We start from the raw sequence: 20,241 nt of genomic DNA on the forward strand, positions 1-20,241 counted from the left end.
TGCGACGCGGTTGCCGGCCTACACCACCGTCAGATTGGCGTACGCCATCACCAGCCACTTGGCGCCGACGTCGTCGAACTGCACCTGCACCCGCGCGTGCGCACCGGCCCCCTCGTAGTCCACGACAACGCCGCCGCCGAACTTGGGGTGTTGGACATTGGCACCGAGCTTGATCGGTGCGGCTTCGACCACGCCATGCACCGGTCCACCGCGGGCCGCGCCCAGCGAGGCGGTGCGCGAGACCTGCACTTTCGGGCGTACCTCGTGCAGCAATTCGCGCGGGATCTCGCGCAGGAAACGCGAGGGCACGTTGTAGTTGTCCTGGCCGTGGATGCGTCGCGATTCGGCGTAGCACAGCACCAGCTTCTGGCGCGCGCGGGTGATGCCTACGTACGCCAGGCGACGCTCTTCTTCCAGCCGCCCGCTTTCTTCCAGCGAGCGCGCACTCGGAAACAGGCCATCCTCCAGGCCGACCAGGAACACGATGGGGAATTCCAGGCCCTTGGCCGAATGCAGCGTCATCAGCTGCACGCCTTCTTCGCCGGCCTGGGCCTGGCCTTCACCGGCTTCCAGCGAGGCGTAGGCCAGGAAGGCCACCAGCTCGGTCATGCCCTGGCTGTCTTCATCGTCGGGGCGGGTGAAGCGCGAAGCCACCGACACCAGTTCGTCCAGGTTCTCGGTACGCGATTCCGAATCCAGCCCGCTGCGGCTTTCCTTGGCCCAATGCTCGCGCAGGCCCGAGCGCATCAGCACGTGATCGATACGTTCGGCCAGTTCCATGTCGCCGGTTTCGGCATGCAGCTGGCCGACCAGGCTCAGAAACGCGGCCAGCGCATTGCGGGCACGGGCGGCCAGGGTGTTTTCCTGCGTGGACAGCATCGACGCTTCCCACAGCGACAAGGCGTTGGCGCGTGCCAGGCGGCGCACTTCATCCAGCGTGCGATCGCCGATGCCGCGCGTGGGCGTATTGACCGCGCGCTCGAACGCGGCATCGTCGCTGCGGTTGGTGAGCAGGCGCAGGTACGCCAACGCATCCTTGATTTCGGCACGCTCGAAGAAGCGCATGCCGCCATACACACGGTACGGCAGCTGCTCGGAAATCAGCGCTTCTTCCAGCGCGCGCGACTGCGCGTTGCTGCGATACAGCACCGCCACTTCGCCATAACTGCCGCCGTCGCGCACCCACTGGCGCGCGCGCTCGACCACATAGCGCGCCTCGTCGACCTCGTTGTAGGCCGCATACAGGTCGATCGGATCGCCGTCGCCGGAATCGGTCCACAGCTGCTTGCCGATCCGGTCCGGGTTATGCGCGATGACCGCATTGGCCGCGCCCAGGATATTGGCGCTGGAGCGGTAGTTCTGCTCCAGCCGCACGGTCTGCGCGCCGGGAAAATCCTTCAGGAAGCGCTGGACGTTCTCGACCTTGGCGCCGCGCCAGCCGTAGATGGCCTGGTCGTCGTCGCCGACCACGAACACATGCCCGGTCTCGCCGGCCAGCACGCGCACGAAGGCGTACTGGATGGCGTTGGTGTCCTGGAATTCGTCGACCAGGATCTCGCGAAAGCGCGCACGGTAATGCGCCAGCAAGGCCGGGGTATCGCGCAGTAGTTCGTGCGCACGCAGCAGCAACTCGGCGAAGTCCAGCAGGCCGGAGCGGTCGCAACGTTCCTGGTAGGCCGCGTAGACTTGCCGGCGTACCTCGGTCCAGTCGTCGTTGGGCTCGGGCTGGATATGCTGCGGACGGCGGCCTTCGTCCTTCTGCTCGTTGATCCACCAGCTCATCTGCTTGGGTGGATACTTGCCCTCGTCCAGCTCCAGCGCCTGCACCACGCGCTTGACCAGCCGCAGCTGGTCGTCGCTGTCCATGACCTGGAAGCCTTCCGGCAGCCGCGCATCCTGCCAGTGCAGGCGCAACAACCGGTGCGCCAGCCCATGGAAGGTGCCAATCCACATCCCGCGGCTGCCGTTGCGCAGCTGCAGGTCGGTGCGGTGGCGCATTTCGCCGGCGGCCTTGTTGGTGAAGGTCACCGCGAAGATGCCGTGGTTGGGCACGCCCTGGACTTCGTTGAGCCAGGCAATGCGATGGATCAGCACGCGCGTCTTGCCGGAGCCGGCGCCGGCCAGCACGAGGTAATGCCCCGGCGGCGCGGAAACGGCCTCGCGCTGGGCGGGGTTTAAATGATCGAGCAAATGAGAGACATCCACCGCCGCATTTTACCGGTTGTGGCGTCGCTGCGGCTGAGATTGGGATGAAGCGGTTGGGTAAGCCGCTCTTGCATCGGCAGAGGGGTTGGAGTGAGGGTACGGGGCGAAGCAGTCGGTGCATCACTTCCGAAGGCGCGTGGCGACGCGTTTGTCACTGCAGGCACGGTTAGATGTCTGAGGCGCCCTCATCCGGCGCTACGCGCCGCCTTCTCCCGGCGGGGGAAGGGAACAACGCCGATCAATCGCCCCCTGGCAGCCCCAACACATCCCGCGCAATCGCCGCAGCCTGCCCACGCAGCTCCGGCACTGCCAGGCTCTCCCACAACGACCCGATCCGCAGGCTGCCGATCACCCGCAACCGCGGATTGGCGCGCCCCTCGGCATCGATCAAGCTGCCATCGGCAGCGGTATCCACCCCGATCCCATGCGGCCCGGCCACCGCGACGCCCTGCCCCAGCAGTTGCTGCAGCAGCGGGTTGCGCATCGCCTGCACGCGCATTTCCACGCCGGTGGCGTTGACCAGCGTCTGCACATCCAGCTGCAAGGCATGCCCGGCACTGGCGCCGGCACTGAGCCGCACGCAGGCGCCGGCCTGGAACGCCACATCCAGCCGCGCGCGATGCAGCTGCAACTGTCCGCGCGCCCGCATCGCCTGCAGTTGCGCATGCACCGGCGCGGCGATGCGGTGACGATGCACATCCCAATAGCGCACCACGTGGCGCAGGAAGCGGCGTTGGTCGGCAGCCGACAGCGTTTGCCACAGGGCCTGACTCAGCGGGCGCACACGCTCCATCACGCTCTGCCAGGGCAGGCCTTGCGCCATCGCCACCCGCGCGTGCTGCCGCAAGCTACGCATCCGTGCACGCAGCGACAGCGCCAGCAACGGCTGCGGATCGAAGTCGGCCGCAACGCAGTGCGCCTGCGGCAACGGCAGCAGCCCATGCCGCGACACCACGTGCACCGCCCCGCGATGCGCCTGCGCGGCCAGCGTCACCACCGTGTCGGCCATGCTCAATCCCGAGCCGACGATGCACACCGCCGCGTCCTGCGGCAACGCGGCGACCGCCTCGGTATCCCAGGCTTCCACCCGCTGGGTTGCCGACAGGCCGGTGGCCCCGCGCAGCGGCAGCGGCCGCAACGCATTGCCTACCGCCAGCACCACGCTGCTGGCGTGCAGGGTCTGGCCATCGTCGAGCTGCAACCGCGCGCCGTCGGCATCGGCTTGCAGCGTCTGCACACGGGCGCTGTGCACGGTGAGCGTCGCCGGGCTCTGCGCGCGCGCGGCCTGCAGGCGTTCGCGCAGGTAGGGCGCGTAGTGTCGGCGCCCGACGAAAGCCTGCGGCAGCCGTGCGTCTTCCAGCTCCGGGCAGCAGGCGTGCGCACGCAGGTAATCGACGAAATCCTGCGGCGCCTCCACCAACGCACTCATCCGCGCGGCGGGCACATTGAGCAGATGTTCGGGACGCGCGGTGGAGTAGGCCACGCCCTCGCCCAGCACCGGGTGCGGCTCGATCAGCACGATCTGCACCGGCGCCACGGCCTGACGCAACAGCTGCAGCGCCACCAGCACCCCGGATGCGCCACCGCCAACGATGGCGATCACTGCATCGCCGGGATCACGCAATTCATTCATCCGGCAATTGTAGGCGATGCGTCGCGTCGCACCGATGACAGCGGCCATGCCCGCCGCGATGGCCGGGATCGCCCCGCGCGCACATGCCAGCGCGACGCACCCCGTCCAACAAAGCGGTCGCCGGACGCGTCCATTCGAGCGCGGGCGCGTTCGCATGCAGCGCGATCTTGCCGCCCCAGACGCGCCCCCCCACTTCACCTGCCACCACAGGCATCGCGCTGCGCCACAACGGGCACTGCGCGCGCGTGGACCCCGCCCGCACTACATCAACGCATCGGCCAGCCGCGCAATGCCCTCGCGACTGCGGCGCCAGGCCGGGCGCGTGCGCCACTGCTCCAGCTCCAGCTGGCGTGCGTTGGCCAGGTAATCCTGCTCGATCGCACGCAGGTGCTGCACCACGCCCTGGTCGTAGCAGAGCATGCCGATCTCGGCATTGAGCGCGAACGAGCGGATGTCCAGGTTGATCGAGCCGACCAGTGCGATGTCCTCGTCCATGCTCAGGTGCTTGGCATGCAGGAAGTGCGGGCGATACAGCGCGATCTTGACCCCGCAGCGCAGCAGCTCCTCGAAATACGCCTCCTGCGCCCAGGCCGCCAGGATCTGGTTGTTGCTCTCCGACAGGATCAGCTGCACATCCACGCCCGACACCGCGGCAATGCGCAAGGCACTGAGCAAGGCCTCGTCGGGGACGAAATACGGTGTCACCAGCACCACCTTGCGCCGCGCCAGATGGATCACCGCGTTGATCGCATCGCGCGCATTCTCGAACGGATACGCCGGCCCGCTGGGGAGCAGCTGCGTGGCGATGTTGGCCTCGCACACCGGTGCGTCCGGCCATACGTCCAGGCGCTGCCCGGTTTCGGTGAACCAGTCGCTGGCGAACACCGCTTCCAGATGATTGACCACCGGCCCGCGCACGCGCGCCACCAGCTCGCGATTGGGCACCCCATCGATGAAACCGGCCTCGGCCAGGTTCTGCGAACCGACAAAGCCCACCTGGTTGTCGATCACCGCAATCTTGCGGTGGTTGCGCAGATCCATGCGCCCGCTGCGGCGCCAGCGCAGGCCTCCGGGCAACACCGCCAGCACGTCCACTCCACCGGCCTGCAGCTGCTTGCGGTAATGGCGCAGACCGCGCTTGGCGCCCACCGCATCCAGCAGCACGCGGCAGCGCACGCCGCGCGCACCGGCACGCAGCAGCGCGGCGACCACCGCATCGCCCACCGCATCGTCGAACATCAGGTAATACAGCAGATGCACGCGCTTTTCCGCCATGTCGATCGCGGTGATCAAGGCCTGCAGCGACTGCGTGTAGTCGTCCAACAAGTCCACCGCATTGCCCAGCGTGGGCATGAAATCGCCCTGGCGTTCGATCAGCGGTACCACCTCGGCGCTGCTGGTGTCCGCCTGCGGGGTCCAGCGCAAGGCATGCAGCGGCAGTTGCTGCTCGCGGATCACCTGCGAGGCAGTGGCCTGGCGTTCCACCCGCACCCGCGATAGCCACGGATGCCCGAACAGCAGATACAGCGGCAGGCCGACCACCGGCACGAAGCCGATCAGCAGCAACCAGCTGCGTGCCGCACCCGGCGTGGTGCGGGCCGGAATCCACAACAGCGCGGCCAGGCGAATCGCCCAGTCCAGTGCCAACAGCCAGGTCCCTTGCAACCAGTCAGGCAGCATCAGCGATCCGTTCTCAAGAAGGCTCCGATTCTGACCGCCCGGTGCGTGAACGCAACGGGGCGGGCGCGTCGATCGGCGCGCAATAGCGAAACGGCCCACCCTGCGCATCGGCCGGCTGCACGCGCTCGGCACAGACCTGCCGCAGCGTCTGCACGAATGCCGACTGCGCGCGGGTGGGATGCCAGTCGCTGCGCAGCGTCATACCGATCTGGCGGCGCAGCTGCGGCCCGGCGCGGCCGACCTCGCACAGCAAGCCGGCGCGGCGCTCGAACAGGAACTGGTCGCGCGACATCAGCGTGAGCCAGTCGCCTTCCAGCAACAGCCCGCGGATGGTCAGCTCCGCGCCGCATTCGATGCGCAACGCCGGCGGCTCGACGCCCTGATCGCGAAACATGCACTCCCAGCGTGCGCGCACCGGCGTGCCGGTGGTGGCGATCACCCAGGGGTACTCCAGCAACTGCGCGAACGCGTAGGCGCGCCCGGCCAGCGGGTGCCCACTGCGCGCCACGATCACCGGCTCGTCGTCGAACAACGGCTCCTGCAGCACATCGCGCACCGGCAACGGCTCGCGCAGCGCACCGATCAGCAGGTCCAGCCCGCCCTCGCGCAGATGCGCCAGCAATTCGTCATACGGGCCTTCGACCACGTTGACGCTGGCACCGGGATGCGCGCGCACAAACCGCGCCAGTACCTGCGGCAGCAGGATCGCCCGCGCCAGCGGCATCACTCCCAGTGCGATCCGGCCGGCGTGCTGCGAGCGCAACGCGCTCACTTCGTCCAGGCCAGCGCGCAATTCGGCCAGCGCCAGGCGCACCTGCCGCAGCAGCCGCGTGGCCACCGGCGTGGCCTGCATGGTCTTGCCGCGGCGCACCGTCAGCGGCACCTCGATCACATCGGCCAGCGACTGCACCGCGCGGTAGATGGCCGGTTGCGAGACCCCGGCGCGCGCCGCCGCCAGCGAATAACTCCCGGCCACATCCACCGCGACCAGCGCCTGCAGTTGCCCCAGCGAGACCCGTCGCTCCAGGCCGGGCCGGGCCGGCAACCGCAACGCCCGCCGCGCCACCCGGATGCCGCGACCCAGTTGCTCCAACGCCCGCGCGACGCGCGGCACCAGCAACTGCGTGGCCTCGGTGGCGACCATGCCGCCCGGATGCCGCTCGAACAGGCGCACGCCGAGCTGCTGTTCCAGCCGCGCCACCGCCTGGGTCAATGCCGGTTGCGACAGATTCACCTGCGGCGCGGCCGCGCTGATGCTGCCCAGCCGGTGCACCACCACCAGGGCGTAAAGATGGCGAAGGTTCGGCTCGGGAGTCGGCGGCATGCTCTAACTATAAGCAAAACCAATATGCATACCTCAAATGAATCTTGAGCCAGCAGGCGCTCGCCGCACAGACTCGGTGCACGCCTAACGAGGATGGATGGATGAGCCAGGTCGTCACCCGGATCGCGCGCACCCCGTTGGCCGTCGTCGACGGGCTTGCGCAGGCCGGCGTAGCCACCGTGCACGAGGCGCAGGGGCGCAGCGGCCTGCTGCACCATCGCCTGCGCCCGATCTACGCCGGCTGCCGCATCGCCGGCACCGCCGTCACCGTGTCGATCCCGCCCGGCGACAACTGGATGATGCATGTGGCCATCGAGCAACTGCAGCCCGGCGATGTGCTGGTGGTCGCCCCGACCAGCGCCTGCTGCGATGGCTATTTCGGCGACCTGCTCGCCACCTCGGCGCAGGCGCGCGGCTGCCGCGGGTTGATCATCGATGCCGGGGTACGCGATGTGCGCGACCTCACGGCGATGCAGTTCCCGGCCTGGAGCCGCGCCATCTGCGCGCAGGGCACCATCAAGGAGACGCTGGGCTCGGTCAATGTGCCGCTGGTCTGCGCCGACGCACTGGTGCAGCCGGGCGATGTGGTGGTGGCCGACGACGATGGCGTGTGCGTGGTGCCGCGCGCCAGCGCCGCCGCGGTGCTGGCCGAAGCGCAGGCACGCGAAGCGCGCGAACTGCGCAAACGCGAGCGCCTGGCACGCGGCGAACTGGGCCTGGACATCTACGCCATGCGCGAGCGGCTGGCGGCCAAGGGCCTGCGCTATGTCTGAGCACGTCCGCGCGATGTGGATGCGCGGCGGTACCTCCAAGGGCGGCTTTTTCCTGGCCGACGAGTTGCCGGGCGAGCGCGCCGCACGCGACGCCTTCCTGCTGCGCGCCTACGGCTCGCCGGATGTCCGCCAGATCGACGGCATGGGCGGCGCCGACCCGCTGACCTCCAAGGTCGCGATCGTGTCGCGCTCGGCACGCGCCGATGCCGACGTGGACTATCTGTTCCTGCAGGTGTCGGTGGACCAGGCACAGGTCAGCGACGCGCAGAACTGCGGCAACATGCTGGCCGGCGTTGCCCCCTTCGCGTTGGAGCGGGGCCTGTTGCCGGCACGCGATGGCGAAACCGAGGCGCGCATCTTCATGCGCAACACCGGCACGCTGGCCACCGCCAGCGTGCAGACGCCCGGTGGCCAGGTGCGCTACGACGGCGACGCCCGCATCGACGGCGTGCCCGGCACCGCTGCGCCGATTGCGCTGGCATTTGCCGACATCGCCGGCTCTTCCTGTGGTGCGTTGCTGCCCACAGGCAACAGGGTCGACACCCTGGATGGCGTGGAGGTCTCGCTGATCGACAACGGCATGCCCTGCGTGGTGCTGCGCGCCAGCGATCTGGGCATCAGCGGTTACGAAGACCGCAACACCCTCGATGCAGACGAGGCATTGAAAATCCGCCTGGAATCACTTCGTTTGCGGGCCGGTCCGTTGATGCAGCTGGGCGATGTTGCCGAGGCCACCGTGCCCAAGATGATGCTGGTCGCCGCCCCGCGCCATGGCGGCGCGATCAGCGTGCGCTCGTTCATTCCGCACCGCTGCCACGCCTCGATCGGCGTGCTCGGCGCCGTCACCGTGGCCACTGCCTGCCTGCTGCCCGGCTCGCCCGCGCATGCCCTGGCGCAGCTGCCTGGCGGCACCACCCAGCAGCTGGAGGTCGAGCATCCCAGCGGCGCGAGCAGTTGTGTGATCACGGTCGATTCGCACGGCGAGGTGGTGCGCACCGCCGTGCTGCGCACTGCACGCAAGCTGTTCGATGGGCAGTTGTATGGCTGAGCGGATGGATGCGCCACCACGCTGGATCGATCGCCATCGGCCATGCCCGTCCCACGATCTGCGCCTGCGGCGCGGCATGGCCGACACCGCGTGCCGCAGCGACCTGCGCGTGAGCATCAATGCGCGCACCACACCCCACGTGGGCACCTGCAGGTTCCGCGCACCGGGTGGGCCCGCCTTTCGCGTACGTGGTCGTTTGCTCACCGATCCCGCCGCCTCAACAAGACCCTCGCCATGATCATCGACTGCCACGGCCACTACACCACCGCGCCCGCGGCGCACGATGCCTTCCGCAAGGCGCAGATCGCGCAGTACGACGATCCGAGTTTGCCCGCGCCGGTGTATCCGCATATTTCCGACGACGCATTGCGCGAAAGCATCGAACAGCACCAGCTGCGCCTGTTGCGCGAGCGCGGTGCCGACATGACGATCTTTTCGCCACGCGCCAGCACCATGGCGCACCATATCGGCGACGAAGCGGTCAGCCAGGTGTGGACGCGCCACTGCAACGACCTGATCGCGCGCGTGGTGCAGCTGTATCCGCAGACCTTCATCGGCGTGTGTCAGTTGCCGCAGTCGCCGGGCGTGCCGATCGCCCAGTCGATCGCCGAGCTGGAACGTTGCGTCACCGAACTCGGATTTGTCGGCTGCAATCTCAATCCCGACCCGTCCGGCGGTCACTGGAACGGCGTGCCATTGACCGATCGCGCCTGGTATCCGTTCTTCGAAAAGATGGTCGAGCTCGACGTGCCGGCGATGGTGCATGTGTCGGGCAGCTGCAACGCCAACTTCCACGCCACCGGCGCGCATTATCTCAATGCCGATACCACCGCGTTCATGCAGTTTCTGGAAGGCGATCTGTTCGCTGATTTCCCGGACTTGCGCTTCATCATCCCGCACGGCGGCGGTGCGGTGCCGTATCACTGGGGACGCTTTCGCGGCCTGGCCGACATGCTCGGCAAGCCACCGCTGTCCACGCATGTGATGCGCAATGTGTTCTTCGACACCTGCGTGTATCACCAGCCCGGCATCGATCTGCTGTTCGAGGTCATCGACATCGACAACATCCTGTTCGGCTCGGAGATGGTCGGTGCGGTGCGCGGCATCGACCCGCAGACTGGCCAGTATTTCGACGACACCAAGCGCTACATCGATGCCTTGGCGATTTCCGACGCCGACAAGCGCAAGGTATTCGAAGGCAATGCGCGACGGGTGTATCCACGCCTGGATGCGCAATTGCGTGCGCGCGGGCTGTAACTCTTTCTTACCTGCCGGAGAAGGTGCCCCGCAGGGGCGGATAAGGGGCGCCTCGGAGAGCGGTCACCGTCTGCGATGTCAAACGCGTCGCCACGCGCCTTCGGAAGTGAAACGCCGGCTGCTTCGCCTCGAACTGCCAGCGACTGACGGAGCATGCAATCGGAAAAACGACGTCTCGCTTGCGAGTGGCTTCGCCCCGTACCCTCACCCCAACCCCTCTCCCAAAGGGAAGGGGGAGTGCACGCCGACCATTGTTGCGATCACCCCCCGCAACACTCCCCAAACGCAAACACCCGCCTTGCGGCGGGTGTTTGTCTGGATGCAGATCGGGTAATCGGTGGATTACTTGATCTTGCCTTCCTTGTACATCACGTGCTTACGCACGACCGGGTCGTATTTCATCATTTCCATCTTCCCCGGAGTGTTCTTCTTGTTCTTGTCCGTGGTGTAGAAGTGGCCGGTAGCGGCCGAGGAAATCATACGAATCTTGTCACGCTTGCCTTTTGCCATGACTGCTTACTCCTCAGACCTTTTCGCCGCGCGCACGCAGCTCTTTCAGAACGGCATCAATCCCGTTCTTGTCGATGGTGCGCAATGCATGCGCGGAGACACGGAGCTTCACCCAACGGTTCTCGCTGGCGACCCAGAAGCGGCGCTCGTGCAGGTTGGGCAGGAAGCGACGACGGGTTCTGTTGTTTGCGTGGGAGACGTTGTTACCCGTCTGCACACGCTTGCCGGACACTTGGCATACGCGGGACATTACGCACCTCGATAAATGAATTGCCACCCATAGCCTGGGGAGCGGCGGCCCCGACAGCGTCAAGCTGCCACGCAACGTTGGGAATCAAGAACTTACGCTGGGAACAAGCCGGCAACCCCATCGCGCTGGGTGCCGCCATCCGGAGCGATCCGGGCACAGCGAGCCGCGCATTATGCACGGCTTTCCTATGTGCCGCAAGCACTTAGCCTGCACTTCCCGCCCGCTCGCGGTGCAGCCAGCGATACAGCACCGGCAGCACCAGCAGGGTCAGCAAGGTCGACGAGACGATGCCGCCGATCACCACCGTGGCCAGCGGGCGCTGCACCTCGGCCCCGGCGCCGACATTGAAGGCCATCGGCACAAAGCCCAGTGCGGCCACCAACGCCGTCATCAACACCGGGCGCAGGCGGCTCAGCGCGCCTTCGCGCAAGGCCTGCTCCAGCGACATGCCCCCGGCCCGCAGGCTGCGCACAAAGGCGATCATCACCAGGCCGTTGAGCACCGCCACCCCCGACAGCGCGATAAAGCCGACACCGGCGGAGATCGACAACGCCAGGCCGCGCAGCGCCAACGCCACCACGCCGCCGGTCAGCGCCAGCGGCACGCCGCTGAACACCACCAGCGCATCGCGCAGCGAGCCGAACGACCAGTACAGCAGCGCGAAGATCAGCAGCAAGGTGCCTGGCACCACCCAGGCCAGGCGCTGGCCGGCGGAGATCAATTGCTCGAAGGTGCCGCCGTAGCCGATCCAGTAGCCGGTGGGCAGCACGACCTCGGCCTGCACACGCTGCTGCACCTCGGCGACGAATCCGCCCAGGTCGCGGTCGCGCACATTGGCGGTGATCACGATGCGGCGCTTGCCGTCTTCGCGATTGATCTGGTTGGGCCCGAGCACGGTTTGTACCTTTGCGACCTCGCGCAGCGGCACCGTGGTCGGTTCGCCACTGCGCCAGCCGGCCGCGCGGCTGGACTCGTCGACATCGGCGCGCTCGCCATCGCCACGCAGCGGGATCGGCAGATCGGCCAACGCCGTCGGGTCCTGCCGCAGGCCTTCGGGCAGGCGCACCACGATGTCGAACCGGCGGTCGCCTTCGAACAACTGCCCAGCCGCCTGCCCGCCCACCGCCGCCGACACCGTGTCCTGCACCACGCCGGGATTGAGCCCGTACCCGGCCAGCGCGGCGCGATCGGGCACCACCGCCAGCATCGGCAGGCCGGTGGCCTGTTCCAGGCTCACGTCGGCCGCACCCGGCACCGTGCTGGCGACTTCCTGCACGCGCTGCCCCAGCTTGACCAGCGTGTCCAGGTCATCGCCGTAGACCTTGATCGCCACATCCGCACGCACGCCGGAAATCAGCTCGTTCATGCGCATCTGGATCGGCTGGGTGAACTCGTAGTTGTTGCCGGGCAGCTGCTTCACCGCTTCCTCGATCTCGGCCACCAACTGCGCCTTGGGTTTGCGCGGGTCCGGCCACCGCGCGCGCGGATGCATGATCAAGAACGTATCGGCCACCGACGGCGGCATCGGATCGGTCGCCACTTCGGCGGTGCCGAGTTTGCCGAACACATGCGCCACCTCCGGAAACTGCTTGATGCGTTTTTCCAGCGTGGACTGCATGGTGATGGCCTGTTCCAGGCTGGTGCCGGGAATGCGCAAGGCGTGCAGCGCGATGTCGCCTTCGTCCAGGTTCGGGATGAACTCGCTGCCCAGGCGCGTGGCCAACACCGCGCACAGCGCCACCGCCGCCACCGCACCGACACCGACCCAACGGCCGTGTCGCAGCGCGCGATCCAGCAAGGGCGCATACGCGCCGCGCGCCCAGCGCATCGCGCGGTTTTCGTGCTCGGCCACCTTGCCGCCGAGCAACAAGGCGATCGCTGCGGGGACAAAAGTGAGCGACAGCAACATCGCACCGCTCAGCGCCAGCACCACGGTGATCGCCATCGGATGGAACATCTTGCCTTCGATGCCGGTGAGTGCGAACACCGGCAGATACACCGCCGTGATGATGCCCAGGCCGAACAGGCTGGGCCGGATCACCTCTGCCGTGGCTTCGGCGGTCAGTTCGAAACGCTCGTCGCGCTCGAGCACCCGCCCCAGCCGCAATTGCGCTTGCCCGAAGCGGCGCAGGCAGTTCTCCACGATGATCACCGCGCCATCGACGATCAAACCGAAATCCAGCGCACCCAGACTCATCAGGTTGCCGGACACGCCACCGCGCACCATGCCGGTGAGGGTGAACAACATCGCCAGCGGAATCACCGCCGCGGTGATCAGGGCCGCACGCACATTGCCCAGCAGCAGGAACAGCACCACGATCACCAGCAACGCGCCTTCGATCAGGTTCTTGGCAACGGTGACGATGGTGCGGTCCACCAGCGCGGTGCGGTCGTAGACCGGCACCGCCTGCACGCCGGCCGGCAAACTGGCATTGGCCACTTCCAGGCGCTGCGCGGCGGCCTGCGCCACGGTGCGGCTATTGGCGCCGACCAGCATGAACACCGTGCCCAGCACCACCTCGGTGCCGTCCTGGGTGGCCGCACCGGTGCGCAACTCGCGCCCCTCGCCGACCTGCGCCACATCGCGCACCCGGATCGGCACGCCTTGGCGCCGATCCAGCACGATCGCCCCGATCTGCGCGATATCGTCCACCTGCCCCGGCACCCGCACCAGGAACTGCTGGCCGTTGCGTTCGATATAGCCGGCACCGATGTTGCGGTTGTTCGCCTCCACCGCGCGCGCCACATCGTCCAGCGTGAAACCCAGGGCGACCAGGCGTGCCGGATCCGGGGTGATGTGGATCTGCCGCGCGTAGCCGCCGATGGTATTGACCTCGGTGACGCCGGGCACATTGCGCAACTGCGGGCGCACCACCCAGTCCTGCAGGGTGCGCAGATCGGTGGCCGTCCACGCACTGCCATCGGGCTTGCGCGCATTCGGTTTGGCTTCGACCGTGTACATGAAGATCTCGCCCAGGCCGGTCGCGATCGGCCCCAGCTGCGGCTCTAGGTCGGCCGGCAGTTGCGACTTGACCTGCTGCAGCCGCTCGGCCACCTGCTGCCGCGCAAAATACAGGTCCGTGCCATCGGCAAAGACCGCCGTCACCTGCGACAAGCCGTAGCGCGACAACGAGCGTGTGGATTCCAGCCCTGGCAAGCCCGCCAGCACCGTCTCCAGCGGAAACGTCACCCGCTGCTCCGACTCCAACGGCGAGTACCCCGGCGCGGCCGTATTGACCTGCACCTGCACATTGGTGATGTCCGGGGTGGCATCGATCGGCAGGCGCGAAAAACTCCACGCCCCGATCGCAATCAACACCGCCGTCAACGCCAGCATCAACCACCGCTGCGCGATCGCGAACCGAATGATGTTAGTGAGCATGACGCGCACCTCCGCGCACACGCGTCGCAACGGCGTGCGCAGCCACGTCGATCAACGCGTGCGTACACACGCACGACGCCTGTGCAATCGCAGCGGGCTGCCGTCGGCCGGCGGCACTGCAGCCAGGATCCCGACCCTCGCCGCTATCGCGCTCGCCCCCGACGCATCGGACTTTCGCAGCACAGATTCTCACGCCGTTACTGGCGTGATCGCCTGCACCTTGAGTGCGTGGACGACGTAAAAAACGTTTCACCGAAGAATGGATGAACTGTGCGCAAGCACGCGCTTGCGGTCGAAGCAGACGCAAACCGGAAGCGCAGCGATCAATGATCATGCGATGCCCCCGACTTCTCGATATCGGCCTTCACCAGATAACTCTGCTCCACCACCACCGCGTCACCCGCGATCAGACCCGACACCACCTGCACCTGCTGCGCATCGCGCGCGCCCAGCGTCACCGGCCGCACCTCGTACACATCCCCCACCCGCACGAACACCACCTCCCAGTCGCGAAACTGCTGCAAGGCCCCCACCGGCACCACCATTGCCGCCGGCTGCTGCGCCACCGTCACCCGCGCCTTCACCGCCGAGCCTGGCCGCCACAAGCCGTCGTCGTTGCGCAACACCGCGCGCGCCACCGTGCTCTGACTTGCGGTGGCCGTGCCCGGCAACACGCGCTCCAATGTGGTCTGCGCCACCACGCCATCGCTGATGCGGGTCACCGTCACCGGTGCGCCGGCAGTGATGTGCCCGGCATCGGCACCGAAGATGTGCAGATCCACCCACAGGCTCGACAGGTCGGCAATCTCGAACAACGCCTGGCCTTCGCTGGCGTTGCTGCCCAGGCTGGCATTGCGGGCGAGCACGGTGCCGCTGATCGGCGCGCTGACCGAATACGTGGTCAGGCTCAGGTTGCTCTCCACCGTGGCCAGCACCTGGCCGGCGCGCACCTGGTCGCCGACATTGACGCGCAGGCTGCGCACCGGCCCGGGGAAGCGTGCGGTGGCCTGCGCCTGCGCACCTTCTGCCGGCGTCAGCAGGCCTTGCACTTCGTGCTGGTCGGCGATGCTGCCGGGAGCGACCGGCGCGACCCGGATGCCGGCGTCCTGCGCAATCTTCGCTGCGATGGTGGTGCGCCCTTCATAGCTGGGATAGGCCCAGCGATGCGACCTGCCCTGCACGGTGGCGCGTACTTCCACATCGAACGAATGCGGCTCGCCGACCGTGCTGTGGGCCAACAGGCTGCCATCGTCGCGTGCGCGCAATCGATGCACTTCGTTGATACCGCCAAGCCGGGTCAAACGCACTTCGACACTGCCGGCGCTGGGCGGCAAGGGCTTGCCGTCGCGGTACAGCCAGGCGCGATAGGTCGGTGGCGTGCCGTCTTCGGCAATCGCCAGCTCCACGCTGTCGCCGTCCTGTTCGAGCAGGCGCCCGCCGTGCGTGCCTTTTTCGGCTTCCTCGCCATGTGCGTCGGCGTCGTCCTCGGCACCGGGCGTTGCGTGGTCATGCGATTGTTCGCCGCTGCGGCCGCAGCCACCCAGCAGCAGCAGCGCCAGCAACAGCGGTGCGAGCAGAAAACGTGTCATCGAAGAAAATCCTGGTTGGCGCCGACGCTGTGCGTCGGGCGAACGAACGAAGATGGTGTGCGCCGGATGCCTTGGATGCGCAGTACGCGCGGTAGGCGCGCGCAGCGCTTGGCGACTGCTGGATGCCGATTCGGTTGCAAGCGCCAAGGCCGATACCGACGCAGCGGCTCCAGGCGGACGCAGGCAGGGCGAAAATGCGCAGCGGAGGTAGCGCTCATGGCCCCACCCGCGCAGTGCTGTCGGCCACGAACGGCTGCCCGGTCAGGCGCTGGATTTCGATCAATGCGGACTGCGCTTCCAACGCGGCGGCCAGTTGCTGCTGGCGTGCATCGCTGCGCTGTGCCTGCAGCTGCGCCCAGTCCAGATAACTGGTGGCGCCGGCGCGGTACGCGCGCTCGGCGGCGGCATCGGCGCGCGCAAGTGCGGGCAACACATCGCTGCGCATGCGCGCCACTTCCAGCTGCGCGGCGCGGTAGCGGCCATGCGCGTCGGCCAGCGTGGCGTAGAGCGCCAGTGCCTGCGATTGGCGTTCGATCTCCAGCAACGACAGCTCCGCTTCGGCGGCGCGGATCTCCGGTTGCGCACGCGCGGCGCTGCCCAGCGCCAGCGAAACGCTGCCCAGCAGTGCGGTGGCGTCGTTGGCTTCGAGCCGGCGCACGCCCACCTGCCAGTCCAGGTCGGGGTGCGCCTGGCTGCGTGCCAGCCGCACCCGCGCCTCGCGCACGCGCTGCTCACCGTTCAAGCGCGCCAGTTCGGGGGTGGCATCGAGCAGCTGCGCCAGCACCTCGAACTCGGGAACCGCCGGCAGCTGCAATGGGTCGCCAGTAACATCGCCGAAGTCAGGCGTGCGCTGGCCCCACAACACCGCCAGCTGGCGGCGCGCGGCCAGCAGTTCCTGCTGGGCGCGATCGCGCTCCAGTTCCGCGCGCGCCTGCAGGGCCTGGGCGGTCAGCAGCACCGATTCGGGCGATGCGCCGGCCTGCAGCCGCTGGCGCGCGGCACGGACGGTGCGCTGGCGCTGGGCCAGGGTTTCCAGCGCGGCCGCATGCCGCTGCGCGGCCATGCCGATGGCCAGATAGCGCCGGGCGACTTCGGCCAGCACGTCCAGCCGCGCCAGCGCCCGCTGCGGGGCCAGTGCGTCGATGCGTGCCTGGGCCAGGGTGCGGCGCGCGTCCAGCTTGCCGCCGCGTTCCAGCACGCCGGCCAGGGTGACGGTGAGTTCGGCCTGGTCCAGCGCGCGGGTCGGGCCGCTGCCGAACACGTTTTCCAGTTCGGCGCCGATGCGCAACGGCGGACGCAGCGCGTCGCGCTCGGCGTCGGCGGTAAGGACCGCGCGCTGGCCATCGGCCAGACGCAGGTCGGGGTGCTGCCGGGCGACGCGCGCGATGGCGTCGTCCAGGGTCAGCACGGGCTTGGGCGGTGCGTCCTGCGCCATGGCGCACGGCACGACCGCGAAGACGGCAAGCGCCGTCAGTCGCAACCACATGAGGGTGTCTCCGGAATCGGGATCGATGGACAGGCCGGCAGCTGCCGGCGATGCATCAGGCCGCGATCGGGGGACGCAATCCGGTCTCGCTCAGGTGCGAGCGGTAGTACGCGAGCACGGCCACGGGCTGGGCCTGAGTGTGCGTGGACAACGGCAGCCAGGCCAGCGCCGGCAAGACGGCCGGATTCTGGCCGTGGCAGTAGCCGCTATGCATCAAGGCGTGCATCAGGCCGGCCCCATCGCGCTCGCCGGCATCGCCTTCGTCGGCGCCGTCATGGCCGTGCGGCGCGGTGTCTTCCAGATGCATCTGGTCGTGCGCCAGCGCATGCACATCGCCCAGCGCGCAGGCCACCGGTGCGACCAGTACGCCCATGGCCAGCACCGCCAGCGCCATCAGGCGCAGCAAGGGGTGCAACAGGCGGGCACGACGCAGCAGCATGGGCGCAGCCTATCGGGGCCAGGGCAGTTACACAATCGCATGCCTGCCGCGCAGCATCGCAGGAGCGGACCTGGCCGCGACGCCGTCCTGGTCAGCGCGATGGCACTTCGCCTACATGCTGGTTGATCGCAGACAGCGCCCGGGAGGGCGAGAAGCTGCCGACGATTACCTGGAACTGGGATCGAGGCCACGACGGCGCCGGGGTCGGGGACGGCGTCGCGGCCGGGTCCGCTCCTACGTGGAGCGGACCGTTTGGCCAGCGCCATCAGGCGCAACAGGCGGGCGCGACGCAGCAACACGGGCGGTCGTAGGAGCGCGGACCTGGCCGCGACGCCGTCCTGGTCAGCGCGATGGCACTCCGCCTACATGACTGGTTGATCGCAGACAGCGCCCGGGAGGGCGAGAAGCTGCCGACGATTACCTGGAACTGGGATCGAGGCCAGGACGGGGCCGGGGACAGCGTCGCGGCCGGGTCCGCTCCTACGTGGAGCGGACCGGTGGCCAGGGTCAGGGCGCGGCGGCGCCATCAGACGCAACAGGCGGGCGCGACGCAGCAACACGGGCGGTCGTAGGAGCGGACCTGGCCGCGACGCCGTCCTGGTCAGCGCGATGGCACTTCGCCTACATGCTGGTTGGTCGCAGACAGCGTCCGGGAGGGCGAGAAGCTGCCGACGATTACCTGGACCTGGGATCGAGGCCATGGCGGCGCCAGGGTCGGGACGGCGTCGCGGCCGGGTCCGCTCCTACGTGGAGCGGACCGGTGGCCAGGGTCAGGGCGCGGCAGCGCTGGGCTTGGACGTTGCCGGGCGCGCCTTGCTCTCGGCGATGAAGGCGCGCACCTGCTGCTCCAGCACCGGCAAGGTGACCGAACCCTGCTTCAGCACCGCGTCGTGGAAGGCCTTGATGTCGAAGCGGTCGCCCAGCTGCTGTTCGGCCTCGGCGCGCAGCTTGACGATGCTGATCTCGCCCAGCTTGTAGCTCAGCGCCTGGCCGGGCCAGGAGATGTAGCGGTCCACCTCGGTGGTGACCTCGTGCTCGCTCAGCGCGGTGCGGTCGCGCAGGTAGGCCAGCGCCTGCTCGCGGCTCCAGCCGTCGTGGTGCACGCCGGTGTCGATCACCAGCCGGCAGGCGCGCCACATTTCGTAGGTGAGCCGGCCGAATTCCTCGTACGGGGTCTCGTAGATGCCCATCTCCTGGCCGAGCTTTTCGGTGTACAGCGCCCAGCCTTCGCCGTAGGCGGAGATATAGTTTTCGCGGCGGAACGCCGGCTGGTCGCCCTGCTCCAGCGCCAGCGAGCCCTGCAGCGAATGCCCGGGCGAGGACTCGTGCAGGGTCAGCGCCGGCAGGTTGTACAACGGCCGCGACGGCAGGTTGTAGGTGTTGACCCAGTAGGTGGTGGCGCCGCCGCGGCCGGCGGTCCAGAACGGGGCGATATCGTCCGGCACCGGCTTGATGGTGAAGCGCCCGCGCGGCAGCGTGCCGATGAACCTGCCGACCTGCCCGTCCACCCGCTTGGAAATCCACGCAGCGCGATCGAGCAGTTCCTGCGGGGTCTTGGCATAGAACTGCGGGTCGGTGCGCAGGAAGCTCAGGAACTGCGCGAAGCTGCCCTTGAAACCGACCTGTTTGATGATCGCGTCCATCTGCGCCTGGATGCGCGCCACCTCGTCCAGGCCGATCTTGTGGATCTGCTCCGGCGTCAGGTCCAGCGTGGTGTATTCGCGGATCTGCTGGCGATAGAACGCCTTGCCGTTGGGCAGCGCTTCGGCCGCCAGCGTGGTGCGCGCCTTGGGCATGTACTCGTCGCGGAAAAAGCTCAGCAACTTGCTATAGGCCGGCAGCACTGCATTGCTCAGCGCGGCCTTGGCCTGTTCGCGCAACTGCGCCTGTTCGGCGGCGGGGATCTGCGCCGGCAACTGCTTGAACGGCGCGTAGAAGCTGGACGCAGTGGGATCCTTGACATCGGCCACGGTGGCGATGGAAACGTCGCGGCCATCCAGCACCGCGCGCGGCACGCTGAACCCGCGCGCCAGGCCGGCGCGCATGTTGGCGGTCTGCTGCTCGAAGTAGCGCGGCACATCATTGAGGCGCGCGATGTAGGCGCGGTACTCGGCAGCGGTCTTCATCGGCCGCTGCGCCATGAAGCCGAGGTTGGACCAGAACGAGCTGTCCGAATTGAACGGCATCTCGTACAGGCGCAGGCGCACCTCGGCGGCGAGGTTTTCCACCTGCGGGCGGTAGATGGCGTAGTTGACCTGGTTGGCGGGCGAGAGCTGTTTCGGGTCGATGCCGTCGAGCTGCTTGAGCACGCCGTCCCATACCGCCAGGCGCGCCTGCTGCGCGGCCGGGCCGACATCGGGCAGATGGGTGTTGTCGCCGGTGGTGTCGCTGTCTTCGTCGGCCTGGCCGGTCTCGGCCTGGCGCCAGTTCCACTCTTTTTCGTAGATGGCGCGGAAGCGCGCATCGGCGGGGCGCTCGGCGGTCAGCGTGGCGGGCGCCGCTGGTGCCGGTGCGGCGGCCTGCGCCGAGGTGGCGGCGAAGCTTGCGCCCAGCAGGGCGAGCGAAAGTGCGGCGGCGAGAGGAGATGTCACGTGCGGGCGGCCTGCGTTCGGATCGAACGTTCGATCATGGCAGCCCGGGCGGCAGCTGCCATGGGCCGGAAGTC

The 20,241-nt window shown here is 68.1% G+C and carries 14 protein-coding genes; 3 read left to right on the forward strand and 11 right to left on the reverse strand.

From position 1 onward, the window contains the following. Positions 1–18: 18 nt before the first annotated feature. From uvrD to AC1PLS_RS20110, 4 genes are all read right to left on the reverse strand, one after another. Entirely contained in the window at positions 19–2,205 is a 2,187-nt protein-coding gene (uvrD, locus tag AC1PLS_RS20095) for a DNA helicase II (protein ID WP_481103998.1), read from the reverse strand. A 238-nt stretch (positions 2,206–2,443) separates the two neighbouring features. Continuing rightward, positions 2,444–3,838: an FAD/NAD(P)-binding protein gene (locus tag AC1PLS_RS20100; RefSeq protein ID WP_481103999.1), complete on the reverse strand. Its 1,395-nt coding sequence runs from the start codon at positions 3,836–3,838 to the stop codon at positions 2,444–2,446. A gap of 261 nt (positions 3,839–4,099) precedes the next feature. Beyond that, positions 4,100–5,518 (reverse strand): cardiolipin synthase, encoded by a 1,419-nt coding sequence (cls, locus tag AC1PLS_RS20105; protein ID WP_184434940.1) that lies wholly within the window; start codon positions 5,516–5,518, stop codon positions 4,100–4,102. A 13-nt stretch (positions 5,519–5,531) separates the two neighbouring features. After that, entirely contained in the window at positions 5,532–6,842 is a 1,311-nt protein-coding gene (locus AC1PLS_RS20110; protein ID WP_184434943.1) for a LysR family transcriptional regulator, read from the reverse strand. A gap of 101 nt (positions 6,843–6,943) precedes the next feature. Between AC1PLS_RS20110 and AC1PLS_RS20115 the strand changes: the two genes are divergently transcribed. The 3 genes from AC1PLS_RS20115 to AC1PLS_RS20125 all read left to right on the forward strand — a co-directional run bounded on the left by AC1PLS_RS20115 (position 6,944) and on the right by AC1PLS_RS20125 (position 9,920). Then, positions 6,944–7,615, forward strand: a complete 672-nt coding sequence (locus AC1PLS_RS20115; RefSeq protein WP_047130083.1) for a 4-carboxy-4-hydroxy-2-oxoadipate aldolase/oxaloacetate decarboxylase — start codon at positions 6,944–6,946, stop codon at positions 7,613–7,615. Further along, a complete protein-coding gene (locus AC1PLS_RS20120; protein ID WP_481104000.1) occupies positions 7,608–8,663 on the forward strand; it encodes a 4-oxalomesaconate tautomerase in 1,056 nt (351 codons plus the stop codon). The genes AC1PLS_RS20115 and AC1PLS_RS20120 overlap by 8 nt, the downstream gene beginning before the upstream one ends. A 234-nt stretch (positions 8,664–8,897) precedes the next feature. Then, positions 8,898–9,920 (forward strand): amidohydrolase family protein, encoded by a 1,023-nt coding sequence (locus tag AC1PLS_RS20125; RefSeq protein ID WP_184434948.1) that lies wholly within the window; start codon positions 8,898–8,900, stop codon positions 9,918–9,920. A 342-nt stretch (positions 9,921–10,262) separates the two neighbouring features. Here AC1PLS_RS20125 and rpmG read toward each other — a convergent pair whose 3' ends face one another. The 7 genes from rpmG to AC1PLS_RS20160 all read right to left on the reverse strand — a co-directional run bounded on the left by rpmG (position 10,263) and on the right by AC1PLS_RS20160 (position 20,167). After that, complete coding sequence (rpmG, locus tag AC1PLS_RS20130; RefSeq protein ID WP_002809462.1) at positions 10,263–10,430, reverse strand: 50S ribosomal protein L33; 168 nt, start codon at positions 10,428–10,430, stop codon at positions 10,263–10,265. A 13-nt stretch (positions 10,431–10,443) separates the two neighbouring features. Continuing rightward, on the reverse strand, positions 10,444–10,680 hold the full coding sequence (gene rpmB, locus AC1PLS_RS20135) for a 50S ribosomal protein L28 (RefSeq protein WP_002809459.1): 237 nt from the start codon (positions 10,678–10,680) through the stop codon (positions 10,444–10,446). Positions 10,681–10,882: 202 nt separating this feature from the next. After that, positions 10,883–14,062 carry an efflux RND transporter permease subunit gene (locus AC1PLS_RS20140; protein ID WP_184434952.1) on the reverse strand — a complete coding sequence of 1,060 codons (3,180 nt, stop codon included), beginning with the start codon at positions 14,060–14,062 and terminating at the stop codon, positions 10,883–10,885. 323 nt (positions 14,063–14,385) lie between these two features. Next, positions 14,386–15,651, reverse strand: a complete 1,266-nt coding sequence (locus AC1PLS_RS20145; RefSeq protein WP_184434955.1) for an efflux RND transporter periplasmic adaptor subunit — start codon at positions 15,649–15,651, stop codon at positions 14,386–14,388. Positions 15,652–15,865: 214 nt separating this feature from the next. Then, entirely contained in the window at positions 15,866–17,137 is a 1,272-nt protein-coding gene (locus AC1PLS_RS20150) for a TolC family protein (protein ID WP_184434958.1), read from the reverse strand. 55 nt (positions 17,138–17,192) lie between these two features. Further along, entirely contained in the window at positions 17,193–17,576 is a 384-nt protein-coding gene (locus AC1PLS_RS20155) for a hypothetical protein (RefSeq protein WP_016902720.1), read from the reverse strand. 770 nt (positions 17,577–18,346) lie between these two features. Then, positions 18,347–20,167 carry a DUF885 domain-containing protein gene (locus tag AC1PLS_RS20160; RefSeq protein ID WP_184434961.1) on the reverse strand — a complete coding sequence of 607 codons (1,821 nt, stop codon included), beginning with the start codon at positions 20,165–20,167 and terminating at the stop codon, positions 18,347–18,349. Positions 20,168–20,241 lie beyond the last annotated feature (74 nt).

Source organism: Xanthomonas sp. NCPPB 3218 (assembly GCF_056725185.1).